This window comes from Proteus sp. fly-1013 (assembly GCF_040140245.1).
GTDB classification, from domain to species: domain Bacteria; phylum Pseudomonadota; class Gammaproteobacteria; order Enterobacterales; family Enterobacteriaceae; genus Proteus; species Proteus mirabilis_B.
This window is the reverse complement of record NZ_JBEEWD010000002.1, coordinates 100,765-120,814: the sequence shown is the minus strand read 5'-3', so window position 1 is coordinate 120,814 and position 20,050 is coordinate 100,765. Positions and strand designations below refer to the sequence as shown.

20 protein-coding genes are annotated in these 20,050 nt (G+C 37.4%); 19 read left to right on the top strand and 1 reads right to left on the bottom strand.

The annotated features are described in order from the left end of the window. Nucleotides 1-179: 179 nt before the first annotated feature. From ABN236_RS04495 to ABN236_RS04485, 3 genes are read left to right on the top strand one after another with little or no spacing between them, the layout of a single operon-like run. The gene (locus tag ABN236_RS04495) at nucleotides 180-347 is read left to right on the top strand and encodes a hypothetical protein (protein ID WP_162556831.1); all 168 of its coding nucleotides are present in this window, start codon (nucleotides 180-182) and stop codon (nucleotides 345-347) included. 28 nt (nucleotides 348-375) lie between these two features. Next, nucleotides 376-1,515 (top strand): slipin family protein, encoded by a 1,140-nt coding sequence (locus tag ABN236_RS04490; protein ID WP_349473618.1) that lies wholly within the window; start codon nucleotides 376-378, stop codon nucleotides 1,513-1,515. Next, a complete protein-coding gene (locus ABN236_RS04485) occupies nucleotides 1,512-2,735 on the top strand; it encodes an RtcB family protein (RefSeq protein WP_088493562.1) in 1,224 nt (407 codons plus the stop codon). Before ABN236_RS04490 ends, ABN236_RS04485 begins: the two co-directional genes overlap by 4 nt. Nucleotides 2,736-3,169: 434 nt before the next feature. Here ABN236_RS04485 and mrpI read toward each other — a convergent pair whose 3' ends face one another. Next, a complete protein-coding gene (gene mrpI, locus ABN236_RS04480; RefSeq protein ID WP_102949403.1) occupies nucleotides 3,170-3,730 on the bottom strand; it encodes a phase variation DNA invertase MrpI in 561 nt (186 codons plus the stop codon). A gap of 679 nt (nucleotides 3,731-4,409) precedes the next feature. Between mrpI and ABN236_RS04475 the strand changes: the two genes are divergently transcribed. The 16 genes from ABN236_RS04475 to ABN236_RS04400 all read left to right on the top strand — a co-directional run bounded on the left by ABN236_RS04475 (nucleotide 4,410) and on the right by ABN236_RS04400 (nucleotide 20,037). Next, complete coding sequence (locus ABN236_RS04475) at nucleotides 4,410-4,937, top strand: fimbrial protein (RefSeq protein ID WP_023581066.1); 528 nt, start codon at nucleotides 4,410-4,412, stop codon at nucleotides 4,935-4,937. Between the two features lie 95 nt (nucleotides 4,938-5,032). Beyond that, entirely contained in the window at nucleotides 5,033-5,581 is a 549-nt protein-coding gene (locus ABN236_RS04470) for a fimbrial protein (protein ID WP_153050571.1), read from the top strand. Between the two features lie 21 nt (nucleotides 5,582-5,602). Further along, complete coding sequence (locus ABN236_RS04465; protein WP_349473464.1) at nucleotides 5,603-8,218, top strand: outer membrane usher protein; 2,616 nt, start codon at nucleotides 5,603-5,605, stop codon at nucleotides 8,216-8,218. Nucleotides 8,219-8,273: 55 nt separating this feature from the next. Continuing rightward, nucleotides 8,274-9,032 (top strand): fimbria/pilus periplasmic chaperone, encoded by a 759-nt coding sequence (locus ABN236_RS04460; RefSeq protein ID WP_194951955.1) that lies wholly within the window; start codon nucleotides 8,274-8,276, stop codon nucleotides 9,030-9,032. 13 nt (nucleotides 9,033-9,045) lie between these two features. Further along, a complete protein-coding gene (locus tag ABN236_RS04455) occupies nucleotides 9,046-9,591 on the top strand; it encodes a fimbrial protein (protein ID WP_088493558.1) in 546 nt (181 codons plus the stop codon). Nucleotides 9,592-9,602: 11 nt separating this feature from the next. Beyond that, on the top strand, nucleotides 9,603-10,088 hold the full coding sequence (locus ABN236_RS04450; protein WP_023581062.1) for a fimbrial protein: 486 nt from the start codon (nucleotides 9,603-9,605) through the stop codon (nucleotides 10,086-10,088). A 10-nt stretch (nucleotides 10,089-10,098) separates the two neighbouring features. Beyond that, nucleotides 10,099-10,647, top strand: a complete 549-nt coding sequence (locus tag ABN236_RS04445; RefSeq protein ID WP_194951956.1) for a fimbrial protein — start codon at nucleotides 10,099-10,101, stop codon at nucleotides 10,645-10,647. A gap of 21 nt (nucleotides 10,648-10,668) precedes the next feature. Next, entirely contained in the window at nucleotides 10,669-11,496 is an 828-nt protein-coding gene (locus ABN236_RS04440; protein WP_194951957.1) for an MrpH family fimbial adhesin, read from the top strand. 21 nt (nucleotides 11,497-11,517) lie between these two features. Then, complete coding sequence (locus ABN236_RS04435) at nucleotides 11,518-11,838, top strand: helix-turn-helix domain-containing protein (RefSeq protein ID WP_088493554.1); 321 nt, start codon at nucleotides 11,518-11,520, stop codon at nucleotides 11,836-11,838. Nucleotides 11,839-13,775: 1,937 nt separating this feature from the next. Further along, nucleotides 13,776-14,303: a fimbrial protein gene (locus tag ABN236_RS04430; RefSeq protein ID WP_194951958.1), complete on the top strand. Its 528-nt coding sequence runs from the start codon at nucleotides 13,776-13,778 to the stop codon at nucleotides 14,301-14,303. Between the two features lie 89 nt (nucleotides 14,304-14,392). Beyond that, the gene (locus ABN236_RS04425; RefSeq protein WP_349473463.1) at nucleotides 14,393-14,953 is read left to right on the top strand and encodes a fimbrial protein; all 561 of its coding nucleotides are present in this window, start codon (nucleotides 14,393-14,395) and stop codon (nucleotides 14,951-14,953) included. 20 nt (nucleotides 14,954-14,973) lie between these two features. Continuing rightward, on the top strand, nucleotides 14,974-17,595 hold the full coding sequence (locus ABN236_RS04420) for an outer membrane usher protein (RefSeq protein WP_349473462.1): 2,622 nt from the start codon (nucleotides 14,974-14,976) through the stop codon (nucleotides 17,593-17,595). Nucleotides 17,596-17,640: 45 nt separating this feature from the next. Then, the gene (locus ABN236_RS04415; protein ID WP_349473461.1) at nucleotides 17,641-18,399 is read left to right on the top strand and encodes a fimbria/pilus periplasmic chaperone; all 759 of its coding nucleotides are present in this window, start codon (nucleotides 17,641-17,643) and stop codon (nucleotides 18,397-18,399) included. Between the two features lie 11 nt (nucleotides 18,400-18,410). Further along, nucleotides 18,411-18,968, top strand: a complete 558-nt coding sequence (locus ABN236_RS04410) for a fimbrial protein (protein WP_349473460.1) — start codon at nucleotides 18,411-18,413, stop codon at nucleotides 18,966-18,968. Nucleotides 18,969-18,980: 12 nt separating this feature from the next. Further along, on the top strand, nucleotides 18,981-19,475 hold the full coding sequence (locus ABN236_RS04405) for a fimbrial protein (RefSeq protein ID WP_502929608.1): 495 nt from the start codon (nucleotides 18,981-18,983) through the stop codon (nucleotides 19,473-19,475). A gap of 10 nt (nucleotides 19,476-19,485) precedes the next feature. Further along, nucleotides 19,486-20,037, top strand: a complete 552-nt coding sequence (locus ABN236_RS04400) for a fimbrial protein (RefSeq protein WP_349473459.1) — start codon at nucleotides 19,486-19,488, stop codon at nucleotides 20,035-20,037. Nucleotides 20,038-20,050 lie beyond the last annotated feature (13 nt).

Here is a 20,050-nt window from a genome sequence, read left to right as displayed (position 1 = left end):
TTATTAATGTCTTGAGCAGATTTTAAATCTGGTAGGCACATAAAGAACACTTTGTGGTGTTATCTAAATGTGTTCCTCCACATCGGGACTCTGTAGGTGAAGAGGGTTATTTTCAGGTTCGATTCCTGACACCAAAACCATTACAAATCCAAATGTAAAATTAAATATAAAAAATCGTTGTGACAGCAGTATCGTCACCTTGCTTATCCACCAGCAACTACGCTGGATTGAAGGCAGAAGAAGAGACAAACAAAGTATCGTTCCTCTCTTGTTTTCCCTTCGATTTCGCCAAGTTTGTTCGTGGAAAGCAAGTCACGATAAAAATGGTAATAAAAGAAAGCCAATAATAAAGAAGAGAAAAAGGAAGCAATGATGATAAGAACAACAATAAAAGTGAAACAGGGACAACTGGGTTTATTAAAGAAGGACGATGAATATATTGATGTCCTTACTATGGGTGAACATAAATTTTTCGATCTTCGCCGTCAATTAAGTGTTGAGCCGGTGGAATTGAACGGTCCTGCAATTGAAAGAGAGAAAGCCGAATTTTTACGCCAATATCATCCAGAATGGGTGAGTGAATATTGTTTTGATATTGTGCTATCTGATGAAGAGATTGGCTTACTTTATGAAAATGGCTCACTCAAAGAGATCTTAGCGCCGAGCACTCGACGTCTCTATTGGAATTATGCACAGCGCTCAATGGAAGTGTTGTCAGCAAATGAATTGGAAGTTTCGCCAGCTTTGGTTAAAAAATTACAGCATCCAAAATTACGTAACCAGACGATAAAAGGCAGTGAAGGTGTATTAAGTGTGGATATTCCGACATGGCATGCGGGCATTATCCGTGTTAATGGCGAAACTCAATCACTATTACCACCGGGATTAAAAGGTTATTGGCGTTATCAGCACAAAGTTGATGTTGAAGTCGTTGATATGCGGTTACAAACACTCGATGTCAGTGGTCAAGAGATCTTAACGAAAGATAAAGTGACATTACGCATTAATTTGTCAGCGAGTTGGCGTTATCGCGATGTGCTTTTAGCGTACCAACTGCTGAGTTCACCTCTTGAGTTCTTATATAAAGAGTTGCAATTTGCGTTACGTGAAGCCGTAGGAACAAGAACGTTGGATGAATTATTAGAAAATAAAACACTGATTGATAGTTTAGTGAGTGAAAAAATCAGTGAAGTGACTAAAGGATATGGTATTGAAGTGGCTTCATTAGGGGTAAAAGACATTGTTTTACCGGGCGAAATGAAAACGATTTTAGCGCAAGTGGTTGAGGCTGAAAAATCAGCTCAGGCTAATGTTATACGTCGAAGAGAAGAGACATCCGCGACACGTTCTTTATTAAATACGGCGAAAGTGATGGAAAACAATCCAGTAGCTCTACGATTAAAAGAGCTAGAAACCGTAGAACGTATTGCAGAACGTATTGATAAGATTTCCGTTTATGGCGGTTTAGACCAAGTATTAAACGGGCTAGTACAAATTAAAGGAGCACAGGCATGATATTGGATCATCAAATAGTAAAAGAAGCAGGGACTGCGGAAATCAAAATGTGGACAAATGGTGTACCTGTTGAAGCAGATGCTCTAAAGCAACTTATCAATACCGCCAAGATGCCTTTTATTTTTAAACATATGGCAGTAATGCCCGATGTTCACTTAGGGAAAGGTTCAACAATAGGAAGTGTTATCCCAACAAAAGGTGCGATTATTCCGGCTGCTGTTGGTGTGGATATTGGATGTGGAATGATTGCGGTGAAAACATCATTACACGCAAATGATCTGCCAGATAATTTATTTGCCATAAGAACGGCAATAGAAAGAGCAGTACCTCATGGACGAACAAGTTATCAGTCAGGGAACGATCGTGGTTCATGGAAGAACCCACCTAAACTTGTTGATCAACATTGGCAACAACTTGAAGGGCGTTTTAAGGTTTTAACGGATAAGTACCCACGTTTACGAAATACGAATAACTATCGTCACCTAGGTACATTAGGAACAGGAAACCACTTTATCGAGTTGTGTCTTGATGAATCAGATAATGTTTGGGTAATGCTACATAGTGGATCTCGCGGTGTTGGTAATGCTATCGGTACGTTATTTATACAAATGGCACAAGAAGACATGAGAGAACATATCGCTAACTTGCCAGATAAAAACTTAGCGTACTTAAAAGAAGGAACGCTTTTCTATGATGACTATATAGAAGCCGTAGAATGGGCACAGGATTTTGCACGTCATAACCGTGAAATCATGATGGAACGCGTGTTGGCGGCATTATCAACACAAATAACTAAACCTTTTACGACTCAGCAACAGGCAGTGAACTGTCACCATAACTATGTGCAAAAGGAAATGCATTTTGGTGAAGAAGTTCTGGTGACTCGAAAAGGTGCCGTTTCTGCTCAAAAAGGTGAAATGGGGATCATTCCGGGTTCAATGGGAGCGAAGAGCTTTATTGTTAGAGGTAAGGGAAATGCCGAAAGTTTCTGTTCATGTAGCCATGGCGCAGGACGCGTAATGAGCCGAACAGCAGCAAAAAAAGCCTTTAGTGTTGAAGACCAAATTCGAGCAACAGCCCATGTGGAATGTCGAAAAGACGAAGATGTGATTGATGAAATTCCGATGGCTTATAAGGATATTGATGCTGTTATGAAGGCTCAGTTATCACTTGTTGAGGTTGTTCATACACTACGGCAGGTTGTTTGTGTAAAAGGATAATGGTGTTTTTTTAAGATAATTCATAACTATCCCCAAACGGTAACGTTGGGGATAGTGAGATATGAAAGCGTGTGCTGATATGCAAATGAATACAAGTTAAAGAATTAAAGTGATCTTTAAATTAAGCCCTTATTTACTGTTCAAAATTCAAACAATTAATGTTTAGTATTATTAATAAATAATCTCTGATATTAAATTTATTATTGACCAATAAAGATAATCATAAAATGAATACTTATATTGAGTCATTCTTTAATTAAAAAGGAATTATTAATAACTTATTAATATCTACAACCGCAGTTATTTATTTAGTATAAAACAAATCCTAAATTTCTTAATTATATTAAAAATTAACTTTATTCTTATTGAAAAAATATAGCCTACTATATTTAGTGTATTAATCTTCATAGTGTATACTAATAAAAAAGTAATTGTTAATTTCTTATATCCCAAATGTGAACAAAGCGTTTTGAATTACTAGCGGTATAGATAACGGTATGTGAAATATTACGATGTCCTAAATAATCTTGAATTAGACGTGTATCTCGCCCCAAATCAGCTAAAGCATAGCCACATGCATGGCGCAGCATATGAGGGTGAGGAGTAATGGATACATTAGCTTTCTTACCTAAACGGCGAAGTAATCCATAGACTTGTTGACGCGAAATTGGACCCGTTTTTTGAGATAAAAACACCCATTCAGAATCTGCTTCTCTCCATGTTTCTCGTTTTTTCAACCAGTTAACTAACGCTTCATACTCCTCTTCGATAATTGGCTGCGTTGTAGATAACCCCCCCTTCAAACGTCTGACATAGAGTATCCGACTTTCCAAATCAATATCGCTGAGGGTTAATCTACATAGCTCACTAACGCGAAATCCATGTAAAAAACACATTAAAAACATACAGTAATCTCTTTCTGGATACCGTCCTTCCTTGGCTTGCTTCAAAATAGAATTGATCTCAAAACGTGTAAGAAACTTACGTTGCTTCATTTTTCATAACCTTTTCAATGAGATAACAAGGAACAAAAGTCAATTGTTGCATCACTATAACAAGTAATATGCATCAATAAAGAGTTGTATTTTTTTTATGCTTTCACTTTTACTTGTTCATTTTAAACAAGTTTATTGAAAGCTTATTTATTTTTAGAAAATGAAAGTTATTGATTGGAAAAGTGAAAAACGAGCAGAGATAGGAATTCAAGCATTTTTAGAGAAATAAACAGAATACACCAAATTGTTTACTATTATTCTCTGGCTTCTCACTTAAGTCAAATTTAATGTTAACTACATATCACAACTTAATTAACATATTGATATTTATCATTATTTTAAAAAGCGAACATGATTGGTTACTTTGTTTAAAATCCAGAAATAAATTTTTTTACTTTTTTCACAAATTATAGTATTTGCACTTAGAATTATAAACTCTTTTTCCGATATTTAAAGATTGATTATCTAAATGTGTTTAATTTCGAGATGAAAATTTTTAACAAAACAATTTGGTGTATTTTGTTTTGTTTCTAACGATATTTAATTTCGTTTAGGACGGGCATTGATATACCAAAATTCAAAAACTCAATAAGTGAGTCATTCAATTAGGAATTATTTATTCCTAGTGAATTTATTATTTTTAATGTCTTCGTCCTTTATATTTTAGGAAACAAAAAAGATGAAATTAAATAAATTAGCGTTAGTTCTTGGCTTAGGTTTATCTGTTGCTGCAGGTTCTGCATTTGCTGCTGATCAAGGTCACGGTACAGTTAAATTTGTTGGTTCAATTATTGATGCACCTTGTTCTATTCATCCTGATTCAGAAAATCAAACTGTTCCATTAGGTCAAATTTCTACTGCTTCATTAAAAGATGGCGGTCGTAGTAATTCTCGTGATTTTAAAATCACTTTAGAGAATTGCACAACAGAAACTTATAAAACTGTTCAAACAACCTTCACTGGTTCAGAAGATGCAGACATCTTAGCAGGTTCTTTAGGTATTGAAGGTATTGCTAAAAATGCTGCTGTTGTTATCACCGATGCTGGTGGCAAACAAATCAAATTAGGCACACCAAGTGCTGCTCAAACATTACGTGATGGTAATAACGATCTGAACTTTGCTGCTTACTTACAAGGTTCTTCTGCAGAAGCTGCTGTTCCTGGTGACTTCACTGCAATCGCAACTTTCGCACTGACTTATCAGTAAGAAAAAATAAGTTCTGTACAAGGATGTACAGGGCTTTTTTTCCTGTGTCTATTTTTAACGATTTTTTTCTTACGGAGAAAAATATGAATCGCAAGATGACACCACTATGGCTATGCCTTATTGCCAGCTTACTGACAACAACAGCAGTAGCGAGTGATGTAAAACAAGATAAAAACATGCATCAGCGATTTGGGGTACTTAATCTTTCAGGCTCGATCTTAGAACCATCTTGCACGATTGCAGCAGGAAGTGGTGAACAAGTTATTCCACTGACAATGGTTTCTATTCCAATGCTGGTGACTGAAGGGCAAGGACCTATTGAGTATTTTTCTATCAGATTAACGGAATGTACGCTAATTGAACAAAAAGGTCAGGAAGCGGACAACCCTCGTTTTATTGCAACGTTTGAAGGCCCCTCTAACGGGAATGGTAATTTTGCACTTTCTGGTGAAGCAAGAGGTGCGTCATTAGCGATAGCTGATCGTTATGGCAGACGAGCAATTCCGGGTAAGCCATTACCCCCTGTTGGTATTGACTCTAAATCAATGGCGTTACTTTACCAAGCGCGAATAGTCAAAAACAACGAAATACCAAAAGCTGGAAATTACCGAACAACGCTGCGATTTAAGCTGGAATACTATTAAATGGATCGGGTTGGATAACTTATGGTTAGAACATTCAAAACCGTTGGTTTAGGGACGGAAAAAAAGAAAAAACAACATACTATTCGGCCTGTTGCTGTACTGATCTATTTAATTCTTACTGGCGCTTCCAGTATTTCAAGTTCAGCTTTAGCAAATAGTAATATTGAATTTAATGCCGATATTTTGGATCTAAAAGATAAGCAAAATATCGACTTATCAGATTTCTCTCGTGCTGGCTATATTATGCCCGGCCGATATGAGTTTGTTGTTCGTGTGAATAATAATGAACTCCCTGAACTTTATAACATTAACTATGTTGTGCCAGCTAATGATCCTAAAGGTAGCGAGGCTTGCCTACCACCAGAATTGATCCACCAAATAGGGCTCAAACCTGAATGGGCTGAAAAAGTGAAATATCAAGATAATGGAAGTTGTCTTGATATCTCTTCTATTCCCGGAATGACGGTAAATGCAAGTCTGGGAAATGGCAATCTTATTCTTACTATTCCTCAAGCGTATCTTGAATATTCAGCACCAAACTGGGATCCACCGTCTCGTTGGGATCATGGTATCTCAGGCGTACTTTTCGACTATAACGTCAATGCTAACGTGACAGATCCTGCTAAAGGGAAACAGCGCCAACAAGTTACAGGTTTAGGAACCGTGGGAGCAAACCTTGGTGTTTGGCGTTTCCGTGCCGATTGGCAAGCAAGTTATCAGCATACAACGGGTCTTCCTGATAGCACTGAAAATAGTTGGAAATGGAACCAGCTTTATCTTTATAGAGCAATTACGCAATTAGGGGCTCGCCTTGTAATGGGGGAGACCTACTCACGCTCTGACATTTTCGATAACTTCCGTTTTACTGGGGTTAACTTGTCTACGGATGACAATATGCTACCGCCTAACTTAAGGGGATATGCCCCTGAAGTAACGGGAGTAGCAAAAACAAATGCGAAAGTAACGATTAGCCAGCAAGGTCGTGTGATCTATGAAACTCAGGTGGCTCCGGGACCGTTTCGTATTCAAGACATCAATGATGCAGTAAGTGGCAAATTAGATGTGCGTGTTGAAGAGCAAGATGGATCTGTTCAAGAGTTCCAAATGGATACTGCAAGTATTCCTTATTTAACACGTCCCGGCAGAGTGCAATATAAATTATCTGCGGGTAAACCGTCGGATATGAACCGTAATACAGAAGGCCCTATTTTTGGTATGGGTGAATTCTCATGGGGGATCAGTAACGGTTGGTCACTTTATGGTGGTTCATTAGTCTCGGGAGATTATAACTCGGTTTCTGCTGGTATTGGTCGTGACCTGATGGCGCTGGGTGCTATCTCTTTTGATGCGACACATTCTTGGGCAAAAATTCCAAGTGATAATAAGCGTTATCACGGTGGTTCCTATCGCTTAAGTTACTCAAAACGTTTTGAACAAATAAATAGCCAAGTGACATTCGCAGGCTATCGATTCTCTGAACGTGACTTTATGAGTATGAATCAATATTTAGATCGCCGTTATCGTGGTGGTGAAGAAGATAACAATAAAGAGCTTTATACCATTATGTTTAGTAAGCAGTTCCCTGAATGGGGGTTGAGTGCTTACTTAAACTATAGTCATCAGACTTATTGGAATAAACCTAATAATGATAACTATAACCTATCGTTAGCCAAAACGATGGATATTGGTAGCTTTAAAAATATCAATCTCAGTTTGTCGGCGTTTCGCAATAAATTTAATGGCACCAATGATAATGGCGTTTATATGAATGTCAGTATGCCTTGGAGTGATCGCGCGACCATTAGCTACAACACTGTGATTAATAAGCACGGTAATTCACATAATGTCAGTTATTACGATCGTATTGATGACAATAGTAGCTATCGTGTTGGTGCTGGTTTAAGCAGTAACGGTAAACCATCCGCAGATGCCTATCTCATGCATTATGCTGATGCTGCATTGGTCACTGCCAGTGCGAGCCATATTAATGGCGAATACACATCAGCCACATTATCACTACAAGGTGGAGCAACATTAACACCAAAAGGTGGTGCATTACACCGAACAAGTCGTACTGGTAGTACTCGTTTATTGGTTGATACAGATGGTATTTCTGATGTACCAGTGAAAAGTATCGGCGCTATTACTCGTACCAATGCTTTTGGTAAAGCCGTACTACCTGATATCAATGATTATTACCGCAGCAGTGCCAGTATCGACCTTGATCAGATGCCAGATAACGCTGAAGCATTACGCTCAATTCAACAATTAACCCTAACAGAAGGTGCAATAGGCTACCGCCACTTTGATGTGGTTTCGGGACAAAAAGCCATGGCTGTCATTCGCTTACAAGACGGAACTTATCCACCATTTGGTGCCAGTGTCACAACCGAGAAAGGGCGTGAGCTTGGTATTGTCAATGATGGTGGGAATGTCTATCTGACGGGGATTAATAGTGATGATGTATTGAGTGTGCGTTGGAATGGTCAGGAGCAGTGCAAAGTCCGTATTCCAACATTAGTTGAAGGATTATTTATGTCTTCATTATTACTGACTTGTGGTGATGGAGATACAACACCTTCGACAATCAATCAAAGAACAGAGCCCTTACCTAAGCCTCAACTGATTACACAATAAGGTTAGGAAAGAAGGGAAAGATAAAAATAATTTCAGACAAAAAGAGTAATTCAAAATGATGTTATCAAAGCGCTTATTCATTGTAACAACCACTTTATTGACTGGAATGGTCTTTACTAGTCAAGCCCTTGCTGCGATTGCTTTAGATAGAACGCGCGTCATTTTTAATGGTGCAGATAAATCTATTAGCTTAAATGTCAGCAATCAAAACAAAGAGCTACCTTACTTGGCTCAGGGCTGGATGGAAAATGAAAATGGAGAACGTATTGACAGCCCATTATTAGTTTTACCTCCAATTCAGCGTATTGAGCCGGGCGATAAAAGCCAAGTAAAAGTGCAGTCATTACCAGATATTGCCAAGTTACCACAAGATAGAGAAAGCGTTTTCTATTTCAACTTGCGTGAAATTCCACCTCGTAGTGATAAACCTAACGTGTTGCAAATTGCATTACAAACACGAATTAAGCTGTTTTATCGCCCAGCATCAATTTATGCCACACAAACGGATCTCACCCATCCTTGGCAGGAAAAAATCACCTTAATAAAGAAAGGTGATCGCTACGAAGTGAATAACCCAACACCTTATTACGTGACATTAGTGGATGGGCTAACAGGATTACAAGGAAAAAGCCTCGATGGTTTTGAACCGATCATGATTGCCCCTAGAAGCACAGGAACGATAAATCTGCATATTTCTGCATTTGGTGCATCACCTGTACTCAGTTACATCAATGACTACGGTGGACGCCCACAGATGAAATTCACTTGTAATGGCAATGAATGCAAAGTCGCAGAAACATCAGCAGGAAACTAAATAGGTCTATTTTATGAAAATGGAACAGCGGTTTAGCCCAAGCAAAGCAGTGTTGATTCTTATTTTGGCAACGTTTACTGGAGGCCTAAGTTTTACTGCTGTTGCGAATTTACCCGCTAGAGCGGTGAAAGATGTCATTCCGGGAATTGTTTATATCAATATTTCGGGGAATGTCATTGCGCCCCCGCCTTGCTTAATTAATGACGGCAAAATGATCGAAGTTAATTTTGGTGAGGTGATGAGTACACGTATTGATGGTGTTCGTTATAAAGAGCCTATTCACTACACCGCGACTTGCCAAAAAATGCCGACAAATGCGATGAAAGTCTATGTCACGGGTAGCGCAACTGGCTTCGATTCAAATGCGCTACAAACAAATATTACAGGATTGGGCGTGCGTATTCTGTATCAAGGAAACTTATTAGATTTAGGTAAGGCGGTGAATTTTACCTATCCCAACTTACCTGAATTAGAAGCTATTCCTGTTCGTGATCAGAATGAAGCCTTAGTGGGTGGTGATTTTGTCGCAAGTGGCACACTGCATGTGGATTATCAGTAAGAGGTCAGAAGATGAATAAATTAAAGTACATGTGCCTGATTGCATTACTGAATTCTTATTCTGTCATGAGCGCAGACGCACCTAATATGAAATTGTTTGGCACCTTATTAGTGCCACCACCTTGTGTCATCAGTAACAACGAACTGATTGATGTCTATTTTGGGCACAATGTAGGTATTCATAAAGTAGATGGCATTAACTACACCGAATCCGTGAATTACCGATTGGTCTGTGATCCAAATTTAAAAGGTTGGGATTTAGGGCTTTCTATTATTGGCCCTAAAACACAGTTTGATGAAGCAGCGCTACAAACCAATATTCCTGATTTAGGTATTCATCTCACGCAAGATGGTAAGCCTTTTAAATTAAACGAGCGTATTGCGATATCACCCGATAATCCACCGGTGATCCAAGCAGTACCTGTTAAAAGACCGGGGAGCACTTTGCCTGAAGGTGCATTTGAAGTTTCTGCAACACTGCTTGCTGAATACCAATAGGAGCGTATTGATGAATATAACAAGATTATCGATCCCGTTCGTATTGGGTTTTGCCACATTTATGGGATTAACATCAACCGCTTTCTCTGCGCCAGATAATATGCGCTTTCACGGCATACTGGTCGATGAGCCTTGCACCATAAAGCCCGGAGACGAAACCGTTGAGTTAGATTTTGGCAATATTCCGGATAAAAACCTTTATGCGTATCAACGAACACCCAGCAAGTTGTTTCAAATACGTTTGTCTGAATGTGACTTAACGATTGGTAAAAGCGTCAAAATCACCTTTAAAGGTGATGAAAATCAAGCCATGGCAGGACAAGGTTTTTTAGCGATCAGCCCAAGTAGTCAAGCGGCGGGTATTGCTGTTGGACTGGAATCTGAAAATGGAAATGCGCTACCTGTTAATAAAGAAACAGACAAAATGTCATTAAATGCAGATGACACGATTTTAAATTTTTATGCCTTTATTCAAGGGGAGCCGGATGCGATTGCTAATCAGTCCATTAAACGCGGCCCATTTAGCGCAATAGCCACATTCCATTTGAATTATGACTAATTATTAGGGTTGAGGTTTTATATGTCCATATTAAAGCGACTTCCGGCTTTATGTATTGCAATAGGTTTGCTGTTTTCAGCACCTACGATGGCATCTATCTTTTCTTATATTACACATTCTGAAGGTGAGCCAGCTCACGCCACTTATACCTATGTTATTCAGCGTTGGGATCCTGAAGATCCTTATACTCCCAATCCTTGTTATGGCTGGAGTAAATGCTGGATAACCATTAACCATAAACATGATGCTAATGGTTCTCCGGGGTCGGCAGTAAGAAGTATTGTTCGTGTTGAAAAGGAACAGTATTTAGCAGGGGTTCGTGAAGCAGTAATGAAAGTTGAAAGTTTTCCAATACAAGGAACGGCAAGACACGATGGTGATCCGTTAACCTCAAATCAAGAGTGTGTTGGACTATTTTATGAATCTAAGGAAGGAGGTTGGTCTCCAAATGGACGTTTATTACCAGGATCACTATGTGGTATCGCGCCGCCACCAGTAGGTGCCTGCAAAATAACAGAAGGAGCTGTAAACCTAAATTATGGCGATATTGATGAAGTGAGTTTGGAAAATGCGGAACGCGCTCAAAATATTAATGTGACTTGTAACTTGGCAATGAAAGTTCTGGTTATTGCATCAGGTTCAGATAGTGGACGAGTGCCATTACGAGCAGATAACAGTCTCTATGCCGATTTATTTCTTGATGGACACCCGGGAGAAAAGGGGTCTGTCATTGATGTTCCTAAAAATGGAACGATACCCGTAGAGGTTAAATCAGTTTTACATACCAATGGTCGCGTTGCACCGGGCTATTTCTCTGGTTCAGGTTCAATTATTTTAACGATGCCTTAATCATGATAATGGGTGAATATTATGATGAATTACGATTTTACAGATATTGATGTTAATGCATTAGTTGGCAAGAGAATTCAGAAAAAACGTAAAGAATTAGGTTATACCGGTGTGCAGATTGCTGAAAAAATAGGTGTAAGCCAACAGCAATTTTCTCGCTATGAGAGAGGAATGAATAAAATAGATTTAAGTTACCTCGTTTTGTTAGCGAATTACTTGAATACTCCTATTTATTGGTTTTTCGAAGACTGCTTTACCTCGAAATCTTCATCTGAAAATCAGCGAATTGATAAACGCAGTAGCATCACTGCTGAAGCGATGCCTGATGTTTTTTTATACTAATGCATATCGCTAAAAGGAACTCAAACTTGGTGTTTTAGAGCGTATGCTTTTTCTTTGATTGATTACCAAATTGGTAAGGCAGGGGAAACCCTGCCCTTTTTTTATGCTAAAAAATACTAAGTACTGTTAGTTAAACTTGAGTTATTGATCGTGTAATCAGCAAAAAAGAGTGAGGATAGATAATCAATTTTTACACTTTGATAAGAGGAAAAAATTGGTCATAAAAGTAAAGTTATCATTTTATGATGATAATAATTATCTAAAACAGGTATTTTTCTTGAAAAGCGGGATCGGAATACTCTTAAAGCGAGTGTCTTGCAAATATAGGCTTCTATTAGGTTAAAAATGTCTTTTTTTTATTACATCATGAAAAAGATAAATAAAGCTAACTTAATTTATTAAATAAAGAACTTCTAATAATGACATTCTTATTAAGAGGTGGTGAGTTGAATAATTAAATAATATTAATGGAATTCTCTATTTTTATTTAAATTATTAACTTGTTATCATTTAGTCGATAAAAGATTGTTTCCAATATATACCTTAAAACTTACTTCTTTAAATTAATTAACTATTCGAAAATGAGTTAAATCTATTCAGATAATATAAAACTATTCCTAATTTATCGTAAAGATAAAAAAATTCCAATATTCTTATTGAAAAAGATTTGATAATTAAAAAACAAGTAATAACGACTAATATATATACGCTTCAAATGAGTAATGTTAAGCTAATATATGTTTAATGTGAATAAAATGTATTTTAATGTGTTTCTGTTTGGATAAAAATATGTGGATTCTGTGGGGAAGTAATAATATGAATAAGCTAATAATAAAATTAGTAGCAATACGTAAAATAGTCAATAATCCAATAAATAAATAATTTAAATGTTTGAAGTAGCTCTTAGTAAATACATTAAATTTTTTACCCAAAAAAGGCGTAATTATTCTCAATCAAATGATTAGATTTTTGGTTTTTTTGAGGGGGAAATGAGCATTACACGAATTTCTTTTTTGAATTATCAGCTAGTTAACATATAGGAGTGTTCTTAATCAAAAAATGCAAGTCGTATAAAAAACTCGCTTTTTGACTTCAATTTCTTAAGTATAAATGCTTATATCTAAGTGTTAAATTATTATCAAAACACTCTATTATTGACTGACTTATTTGTATAATTAATTATAAATCAATGCATTATAATGCTTTTACTCTTTTTATGTTATTTATTGTAAATATGAGTAACTATAAAAGATGTAATTATTAATTTATCAATCAAATACAATGAGTTATGTGTTATTAGGGTTGGTTTTTTAATATTCAATTCAATTTAAGATTATTATTAAAAGATTTATTTAATGTGATTTCCGCATGGGAGTAAATAATGATAATAAATCAATTAACAAATTCATTATTTTGATCTACTTATAAATCAATATATTAGATTTGATTTGTTTCAATATGTAAAATTTTGGTTATATTAGGTTAAGATAAATAAATAATAAAATGTTACTTAATTGACAATTACTCCTATTCGTAAAAAGACAGTTAGATCTTTTAACTTTAAATTTTGAGATGGCAGAATTTAAATCTCATATTTCTCTTTTTAAGAGTATTTGATTAGTTTTAAATTCCATTTCGTCATTTTCAAAAAGTAATATTTTGTATGAAAATGTAAAAAATACACCTAATATCAGTAAATTAATAAAATAGGTTTAATTAATTTTGGGTGGTTTGACTTAAATAAAACCCGAGCGAATAATATATCCAACTTGATACGGTTCCTTTATCTAGTTTCATAATTAAATATGAAATTGGTTAGATGAAATTTATCAAAATATAGAAACTCTATTTAGTGTGTCATTCATTTAAGCAATTTGCTTATATTGAATTTTATTATTTTAAATATCTTCGTTCTTATATTTTCAGGAAACATAAAGATGAAATTAAATAAATTAGGTTTAGTTTTAGGTTTAGGCTTAACAGTTGCTGCTGGTTCTGCATTCGCGGCTGATCAAGGTCATGGTACTGTAGAATTTTGGGGTTCAATCATCGATGCTCCATGTTCAATTGATCCTAACTCAGGTGACCAACGTGTTCCACTAGGACAAGTTTCAGCAAATGCACTGAAAGATGGCGGCCGTAGCGTTTCTAACACTTTCAAAATCAAATTACTGCAATGCTCTACTGAAACTTATAAAACAGTTCAAACTACTTTCACTGGTGCTGAAGCAGCGGCTATCCTGCCTGGCTCTTTAGGTATCGAAGGTTTAGCACAAAATGCAGCAGTTGTTATTACTGATGCAGGTGGTACACAAATCAAATTAGGTGAACCAACTAAAGCTCAAACATTACGTGATGGTAACAACGATCTGAACTTTGCAGCTTACTTAAAAGGTTCTGCAACAGATGCAGCTGTACCAGGTGACTTTACTGCGATCGCAACTTTCGCATTAACTTACCAATAATAGATGTTTTTTTAAGCCCTGTATAAGGATGTATAGGGCTTCATTTCTAGCATTATTTTTTTATGGTTTATTTTATGGAGTAGAGTGCAATGAATCGCAAAATGGTGCCACTATTATTACTTGTTGCAACAGGATTATTTGTTAAACCTGTAATGGCAGTGACCGACATAAAACAAGATGTAAAATCACATCAGCGATTCGGCGTGGTTAGTCTACAAGGTTCTATTTTAGAGCCAACATGTACCATCTCAGCAGGAAGCCGAGAGCAAGTTATTTCTTTAAGTACCGTGTCTATTCCTACCTTAGCCGTCGAAGGCCAAGGACCTATTGAATATTTCTCTATTCGATTAACAGAATGTTCTCTTGTTGACCAAAAAGGTACGAAAGCTGAACGTCCTCGTTTTATTGCTACTTTTGAAGGCCCCGCACAGAACGGATTATTCCAACTTTTTGGTGACGCGAAAGGTGTTTCGTTAGCTATTGCTGACCGTTATGGAAGATTGGCAATACCAGGGAAACCTCTACCTCCTGTGGATATTGATACAAAATCGTTGTCTTTGCTATATCAAGCAAGGCTCGTCAAAAATAACGAAATTCCACGAGCAGGTAATTATCAAGCAACCCTGCGTTTTAAACTCGAATATTATTAAATGGATTGGTTGGATTATTTATGGCTAAATCATTCAAAACTGCTTCACGAAACGCAGAAAAAAAGAGTAATCAGCATACTATTCGACCTGTTGCGGCACTGATCTATTTAATTATTGCTGGTATGGCAAGTGCTTCTAATATGGTATTTGCTGCTAGTGACATCGAGTTTAACTCTGATATTCTTGATCTTAAAGATAAACAAAATATTGATTTATCTGACTTCTCTCGTGCTGGCTATATTATGCCGGGAAAATATGAATTCATTGTTAAAGTTAATAATAATGAATTACCCGATCTCTATACTGTTAATTATATTGTTCCCGAAAATGATCCTAAAGCGAGTATTCCTTGTATTCCTCGCGAATTGGTCAATCAATTTACGTTGAAGCCTGAGTGGCTTAAAGCGGTAACGTGGAAAGATGGCGACGCCTGTCTTGATGAATCTTCATTACCGGGTATGACAACAAGCACTAACTTAGGTGCGGGTAGCTTTATAGTTACCATTCCTCAAGCTTATGTCGAATATTCAACTGAGGACTGGGACCCGCCTTCTCGTTGGGATGAGGGGATTTCAGGTCTTATTTTTGACTATAACGTCAATGCTAACGTTAATGATCCTGCAAACGGTAAGCAAACACAACAAGTAACAGGGAGCGGTACTGCGGGTGCGAACTTAGGTGTTTGGCGCTTTCGTGCTGATTGGCAAGCAAGCTATCAACACACAACAGGCGTTAATAGTAGTTCAGAAAATGATTGGGATTGGAGCCAGTATTATCTTTATAGAGCAATCACTCAGTGGGGGGCTCGCCTTGTTATGGGTGAAACTTACTCACGCTCTGATGTTTTTGATAATTTCCGTTTTACAGGTATCAGCTTACTGACTGATGACCAGATGTTACCACCAAACTTACGCGGTTATGCTCCTGAAGTAACGGGTGTTGCGAAATCTAATGCTAAAGTAACAATTAGTCAGCAAGGCCGTGTTATTTATGAAACTCAAGTCGCACCGGGTCCATTCCGTATTCAAAACCTTAATGATGCAGTGAGTGGTAAGCTTGATATTCGAGTAGAAGAGCAAGATGGCTCAGTACAAGAATATCAAATGGATACCGCAAGTATCCCTTACTTAACACGTCCGGGTCGTGTGCAATATAAATTATCAGCAGGTAAACCTTCTGATATGGATCACAAGACAGAAGGGCCTGTTTTTGCAATGGGTGAGTTTTCATGGGGTGTTGCTAATGGTTGGTCACTCTATGGGGGGTCATTAGTTGCAGGGGATTATAATTCTGTTTCTTTAGGTATTGGTCGTGACTTGATGGTATTAGGTGCAATTTCATTTGATGCGACACATTCATGGGCAAAAATTCCTAATGATGGTAACAACTATCACGGTGGTTCTTATAGAGTCAGTTACTCTAAACGTTTTGAAGAAATTAATGGTCAGGTAACTTTCGCCGGTTATCGCTTCTCAGAACGTGACTTTATGAGTATGGATCAATATTTGGATCGTCGTTATCGTGACAATAACCGCGATAATAACAAAGAGCTCTATACCATAACATTAAGTAAGCAATTCCCAGATATAGGTTTGAGTGCTTATCTTAACTATAACCACCAAACTTATTGGAATAAGCCTGATAACGATTACTACAACTTATCTTTATCTAAGTTTATGGATATTGGTAAGTTTAAAAATATTAACTTTAACTTGTCAGCATATCGCAACAAATTTAATGGCACGAATGATGATGGTGTTTATCTGAACGTCAGTATGCCGTGGAGTGATAAAGCCACAATTAGCTATAACACTGTGATTAATAAACACGGTAATTCACATAACGTAAGTTATTTCGACCGTCTTGATGACAATAATAACTATCGTTTAGGTGCTGGTTTAAGTAGCCGTGGTCGTCCTTCAGCTGACGCTTATTATACTCGTTATGGTGATACTGCATTAGTCACTGCAAGTGCAAGCCATATTCAAGGTGAAAATACCTCAGCATCACTTTCATTCCAAGGTGGGGCAACATTGACACCAAAAGGTGGCGCATTCCACCGTACAGCAATGCCGGGAGCGGCGCGGCTATTAGTTGATACTAATGGCGTTTCTGGAGTCCCAGTGAGAAGTTTAGGGGCAGTAAGCTACACCAATGCCTTTGGTAAAGCAGTACTTCCAGATATTAATAACTATTATCGCAATAGTGCAACAATCGATTTAGATAAATTACCTGATGATGTCGATGCGGTACGTTCAATACAACAATTAACCCTGACTGAAGGGGCTATTGGTTACCGTGAGTTTGATGTTATTGCAGGGCAAAAAGCGATGGCAATCGTACGTTTGAAAGACGGTACTTATCCACCATTTGGAGCAAGCATTACCACCACGAAAGGGCGTGAATTGGGGATCGTGAATGATAGCGGTAATGTTTATCTCAGTGGAATAAATTCAGGTGATATTTTAGACGTACGTTGGAGTGGTAAAAAACAGTGCACAGTACAAGTTCCTAAATTAGATGAAGGTTATTTTATTTCTTCACTATTATTAACTTGTGGAGCCACTCCATCAATATCTTCTCCAGCAGAAGAGAGAACCGAATCACCATCTCAACCACAGCTTGTTAAAACAGAAGGTTGAGAAGGGAAAAATTAAACGATTTTATAAACAAAAGAGTAATTAAAGATGATGTTATTAAAGCGCTCATTCATTGTAGCAACCACATTATTAACTGGCATGGTATTCACTCAACAAGCCATTGCTGCGATTGCATTGGATAGAACTCGTGTCATTTTTAATGGAGCTGATAAGTCTGTCAGCCTGAATGTTAGTAATCAAAATAAAGATCTACCTTATTTAGCACAAGGTTGGATGGAAGATATCAATGGGCAAAAAGTAGAAAGTCCATTAATCGTTCTGCCACCTATTCAGCGTATTGAACCAGGTGATAAAAGCCAAATAAAAATACAAGGGCTACCTGATGTCGCTAAGTTACCTCAAGATAGAGAAAGTGTGTTTTATTTTAACTTACGTGAAATTCCACCACGTAGCGATAAAGCGAATGTTTTACAAATTGCTTTACAAACGCGTATTAAACTCTTTTATCGTCCAGCAGCTATTTATGCAACGCAGACAGATTTAACAAATCCTTGGCAGGAAAAAATCACCTTAACAAAGAAAGGAGATACCTACCAAGTTAATAATCCAACACCTTATTATGTCACTATTGTTGATGGATTAACGGGATTAAAAGGAGAGAGCTTGGATGGATTTGTACCTTTAATGGTTGAGCCTAAAGGTAGTGCAAATCTTAATTTGAAAGCCTCTGCATTTGGTGCATCACCTGTATTAAGTTACATCAATGATTACGGTGGACGCCCTCGTTTAAAATTTAGCTGTAGTGGTAATGACTGTAAGGTTGTAGAAACAGCAGCAGGAAATTAATAGGTTTATTTATGGATATGGAACAGCGGTTAAACACAAGCAAAGCAGTGTTGATTTTATTAATGGCAACATTTACTGGTGTCCTGAGTTCAGCTGCTGTTGCAAATACATCATCAAGTACATTTGCGCCTAGAGCTGTACCTATTACACCCGGTATGGTGCCTATAAATATCACCGGTTATGTTATCGCGCCGCCTCCTTGTGTCATTAATAATGGGCAGATGGTTGAGGTCGATTTTGGCGAAGTAATGAGTACGCGTATTGATGGTACTAACTATAAACGCCCCATTAATTATAAAGTTGAATGTAAAAAAATGCCGACTAATGCGATGAAAATCTCGGTTGTTGGTGGGGGTGCTGGATTTGATAGTAATGCGCTAAAAACAAATATTACTGGGTTGGGTGTCCGTATTCTCTATCAAAATAAATTGTTGCGATTAGGGCAAACTGTAAACTTTACTTATCCGAATATACCGGTTCTTGAGGCAATCCCCGTTCGCGATTATTCAGCAACATTAAGCGGTGGTGATTTTTCGGCAATCGCGACACTTCGCATTGAATATCAGTAAGGAGCCGAGACTGTGTATAGCAAATTGAAACATGTTTGTTTGATGACTCTACTTGTAATGGCTCCATTATCAGTCAATGCAGCAGACGAACCTAATCTAAAATTATTTGGAACATTATTAATACCACCACCTTGTGTGATCGAAAATAATAACTTAATCGAAGTTTTTTTTGGCGACAATGTGGGGATTAATCGGATTGATGGAATTAATTACACAAAACCGGTGAATTACACATTAAAGTGCGATCAAAATATAAAAGGTTGGGATCTTACCTTGTCAATCATTGGCCCTAAAAGCCAATTTGATGATGCGGGACTACAAACCAATATGGCAAATCTAGCTATTCATATGATACGAGATGGCCAACCTTTTATTTTAAATGAACGTGTCATTATATCGCCAAGTAAACCACCAATTATTCAAGCTGTACCTGTCAAAAAACCAGGAAGCACATTGGCAAAAGGTCCATTTGAAGTCACTGCAACATTGCTCGCTGAATATCAATAGGAGAGTGAAAATGAAAATCAAGACATTATCGCTTCCTGTTATTTACGGGCTAACGATACTGATAGGAAGTATGGCAACAGCCAATGCAGCACCGAATAATATGCGACTTTATGGCACGTTGGTGGATGAACCTTGTGTGATAAAGCCGGGTGATGAAACCATTTCTCTTGAATTTGGTAATGTGCCTGATAAGACATTTTATATTGGTGCGGGCAGAACAAATAGCCAAGCATTTCAAATTCACTTATCAGAATGTGATCTTTCTATTAATAAGAAAGTCAGGGTGACATTTAGTGGCACTGAAAATCAGGCAATGATAGGACGAGGTTTTCTTGCATTAAGTGTAGGAAGCCAAGCTGAAGGTATTGCCATTGGCTTAGAGAATTCTGATGGTAGTCCACTGCGGATTAATCAGGAAACCAGCAATATCGCCTTAAATTCAGGGGATTCGATTTTAAGGTTCCGTGCATTTATACAAGCAGAACCCAATGCTATTGCAAATGAATCAATAAAACGAGGTCGTTTTAGTGCAATAGCCACATTCCATCTGAATTATGATTAATCTTTACGATTGA

Coding starts and splice junctions, on each gene's coding strand:
- ABN236_RS04410 (WP_349473460.1), top strand. CDS start 18,411: ATGGATATGGAACAGCGGTTAAACACAAGCAAAGCAGTGTTGATTTTA.
- ABN236_RS04415 (WP_349473461.1), top strand. CDS start 17,641: ATGATGTTATTAAAGCGCTCATTCATTGTAGCAACCACATTATTAACT.
- ABN236_RS04440 (WP_194951957.1), top strand. CDS start 10,669: ATGTCCATATTAAAGCGACTTCCGGCTTTATGTATTGCAATAGGTTTG.
- ABN236_RS04435 (WP_088493554.1), top strand. CDS start 11,518: ATGATGAATTACGATTTTACAGATATTGATGTTAATGCATTAGTTGGC.
- ABN236_RS04400 (WP_349473459.1), top strand. CDS start 19,486: ATGAAAATCAAGACATTATCGCTTCCTGTTATTTACGGGCTAACGATA.
- ABN236_RS04470 (WP_153050571.1), top strand. CDS start 5,033: ATGACACCACTATGGCTATGCCTTATTGCCAGCTTACTGACAACAACA.
- ABN236_RS04445 (WP_194951956.1), top strand. CDS start 10,099: ATGAATATAACAAGATTATCGATCCCGTTCGTATTGGGTTTTGCCACA.
- ABN236_RS04425 (WP_349473463.1), top strand. CDS start 14,393: ATGAATCGCAAAATGGTGCCACTATTATTACTTGTTGCAACAGGATTA.
- ABN236_RS04465 (WP_349473464.1), top strand. CDS start 5,603: ATGGTTAGAACATTCAAAACCGTTGGTTTAGGGACGGAAAAAAAGAAA.
- ABN236_RS04475 (WP_023581066.1), top strand. CDS start 4,410: ATGAAATTAAATAAATTAGCGTTAGTTCTTGGCTTAGGTTTATCTGTT.
- mrpI (WP_102949403.1), bottom strand. CDS start 3,730: ATGAAGCAACGTAAGTTTCTTACACGTTTTGAGATCAATTCTATTTTG.
- ABN236_RS04485 (WP_088493562.1), top strand. CDS start 1,512: ATGATATTGGATCATCAAATAGTAAAAGAAGCAGGGACTGCGGAAATC.
- ABN236_RS04460 (WP_194951955.1), top strand. CDS start 8,274: ATGATGTTATCAAAGCGCTTATTCATTGTAACAACCACTTTATTGACT.
- ABN236_RS04420 (WP_349473462.1), top strand. CDS start 14,974: ATGGCTAAATCATTCAAAACTGCTTCACGAAACGCAGAAAAAAAGAGT.
- ABN236_RS04430 (WP_194951958.1), top strand. CDS start 13,776: ATGAAATTAAATAAATTAGGTTTAGTTTTAGGTTTAGGCTTAACAGTT.
- ABN236_RS04450 (WP_023581062.1), top strand. CDS start 9,603: ATGAATAAATTAAAGTACATGTGCCTGATTGCATTACTGAATTCTTAT.
- ABN236_RS04455 (WP_088493558.1), top strand. CDS start 9,046: ATGAAAATGGAACAGCGGTTTAGCCCAAGCAAAGCAGTGTTGATTCTT.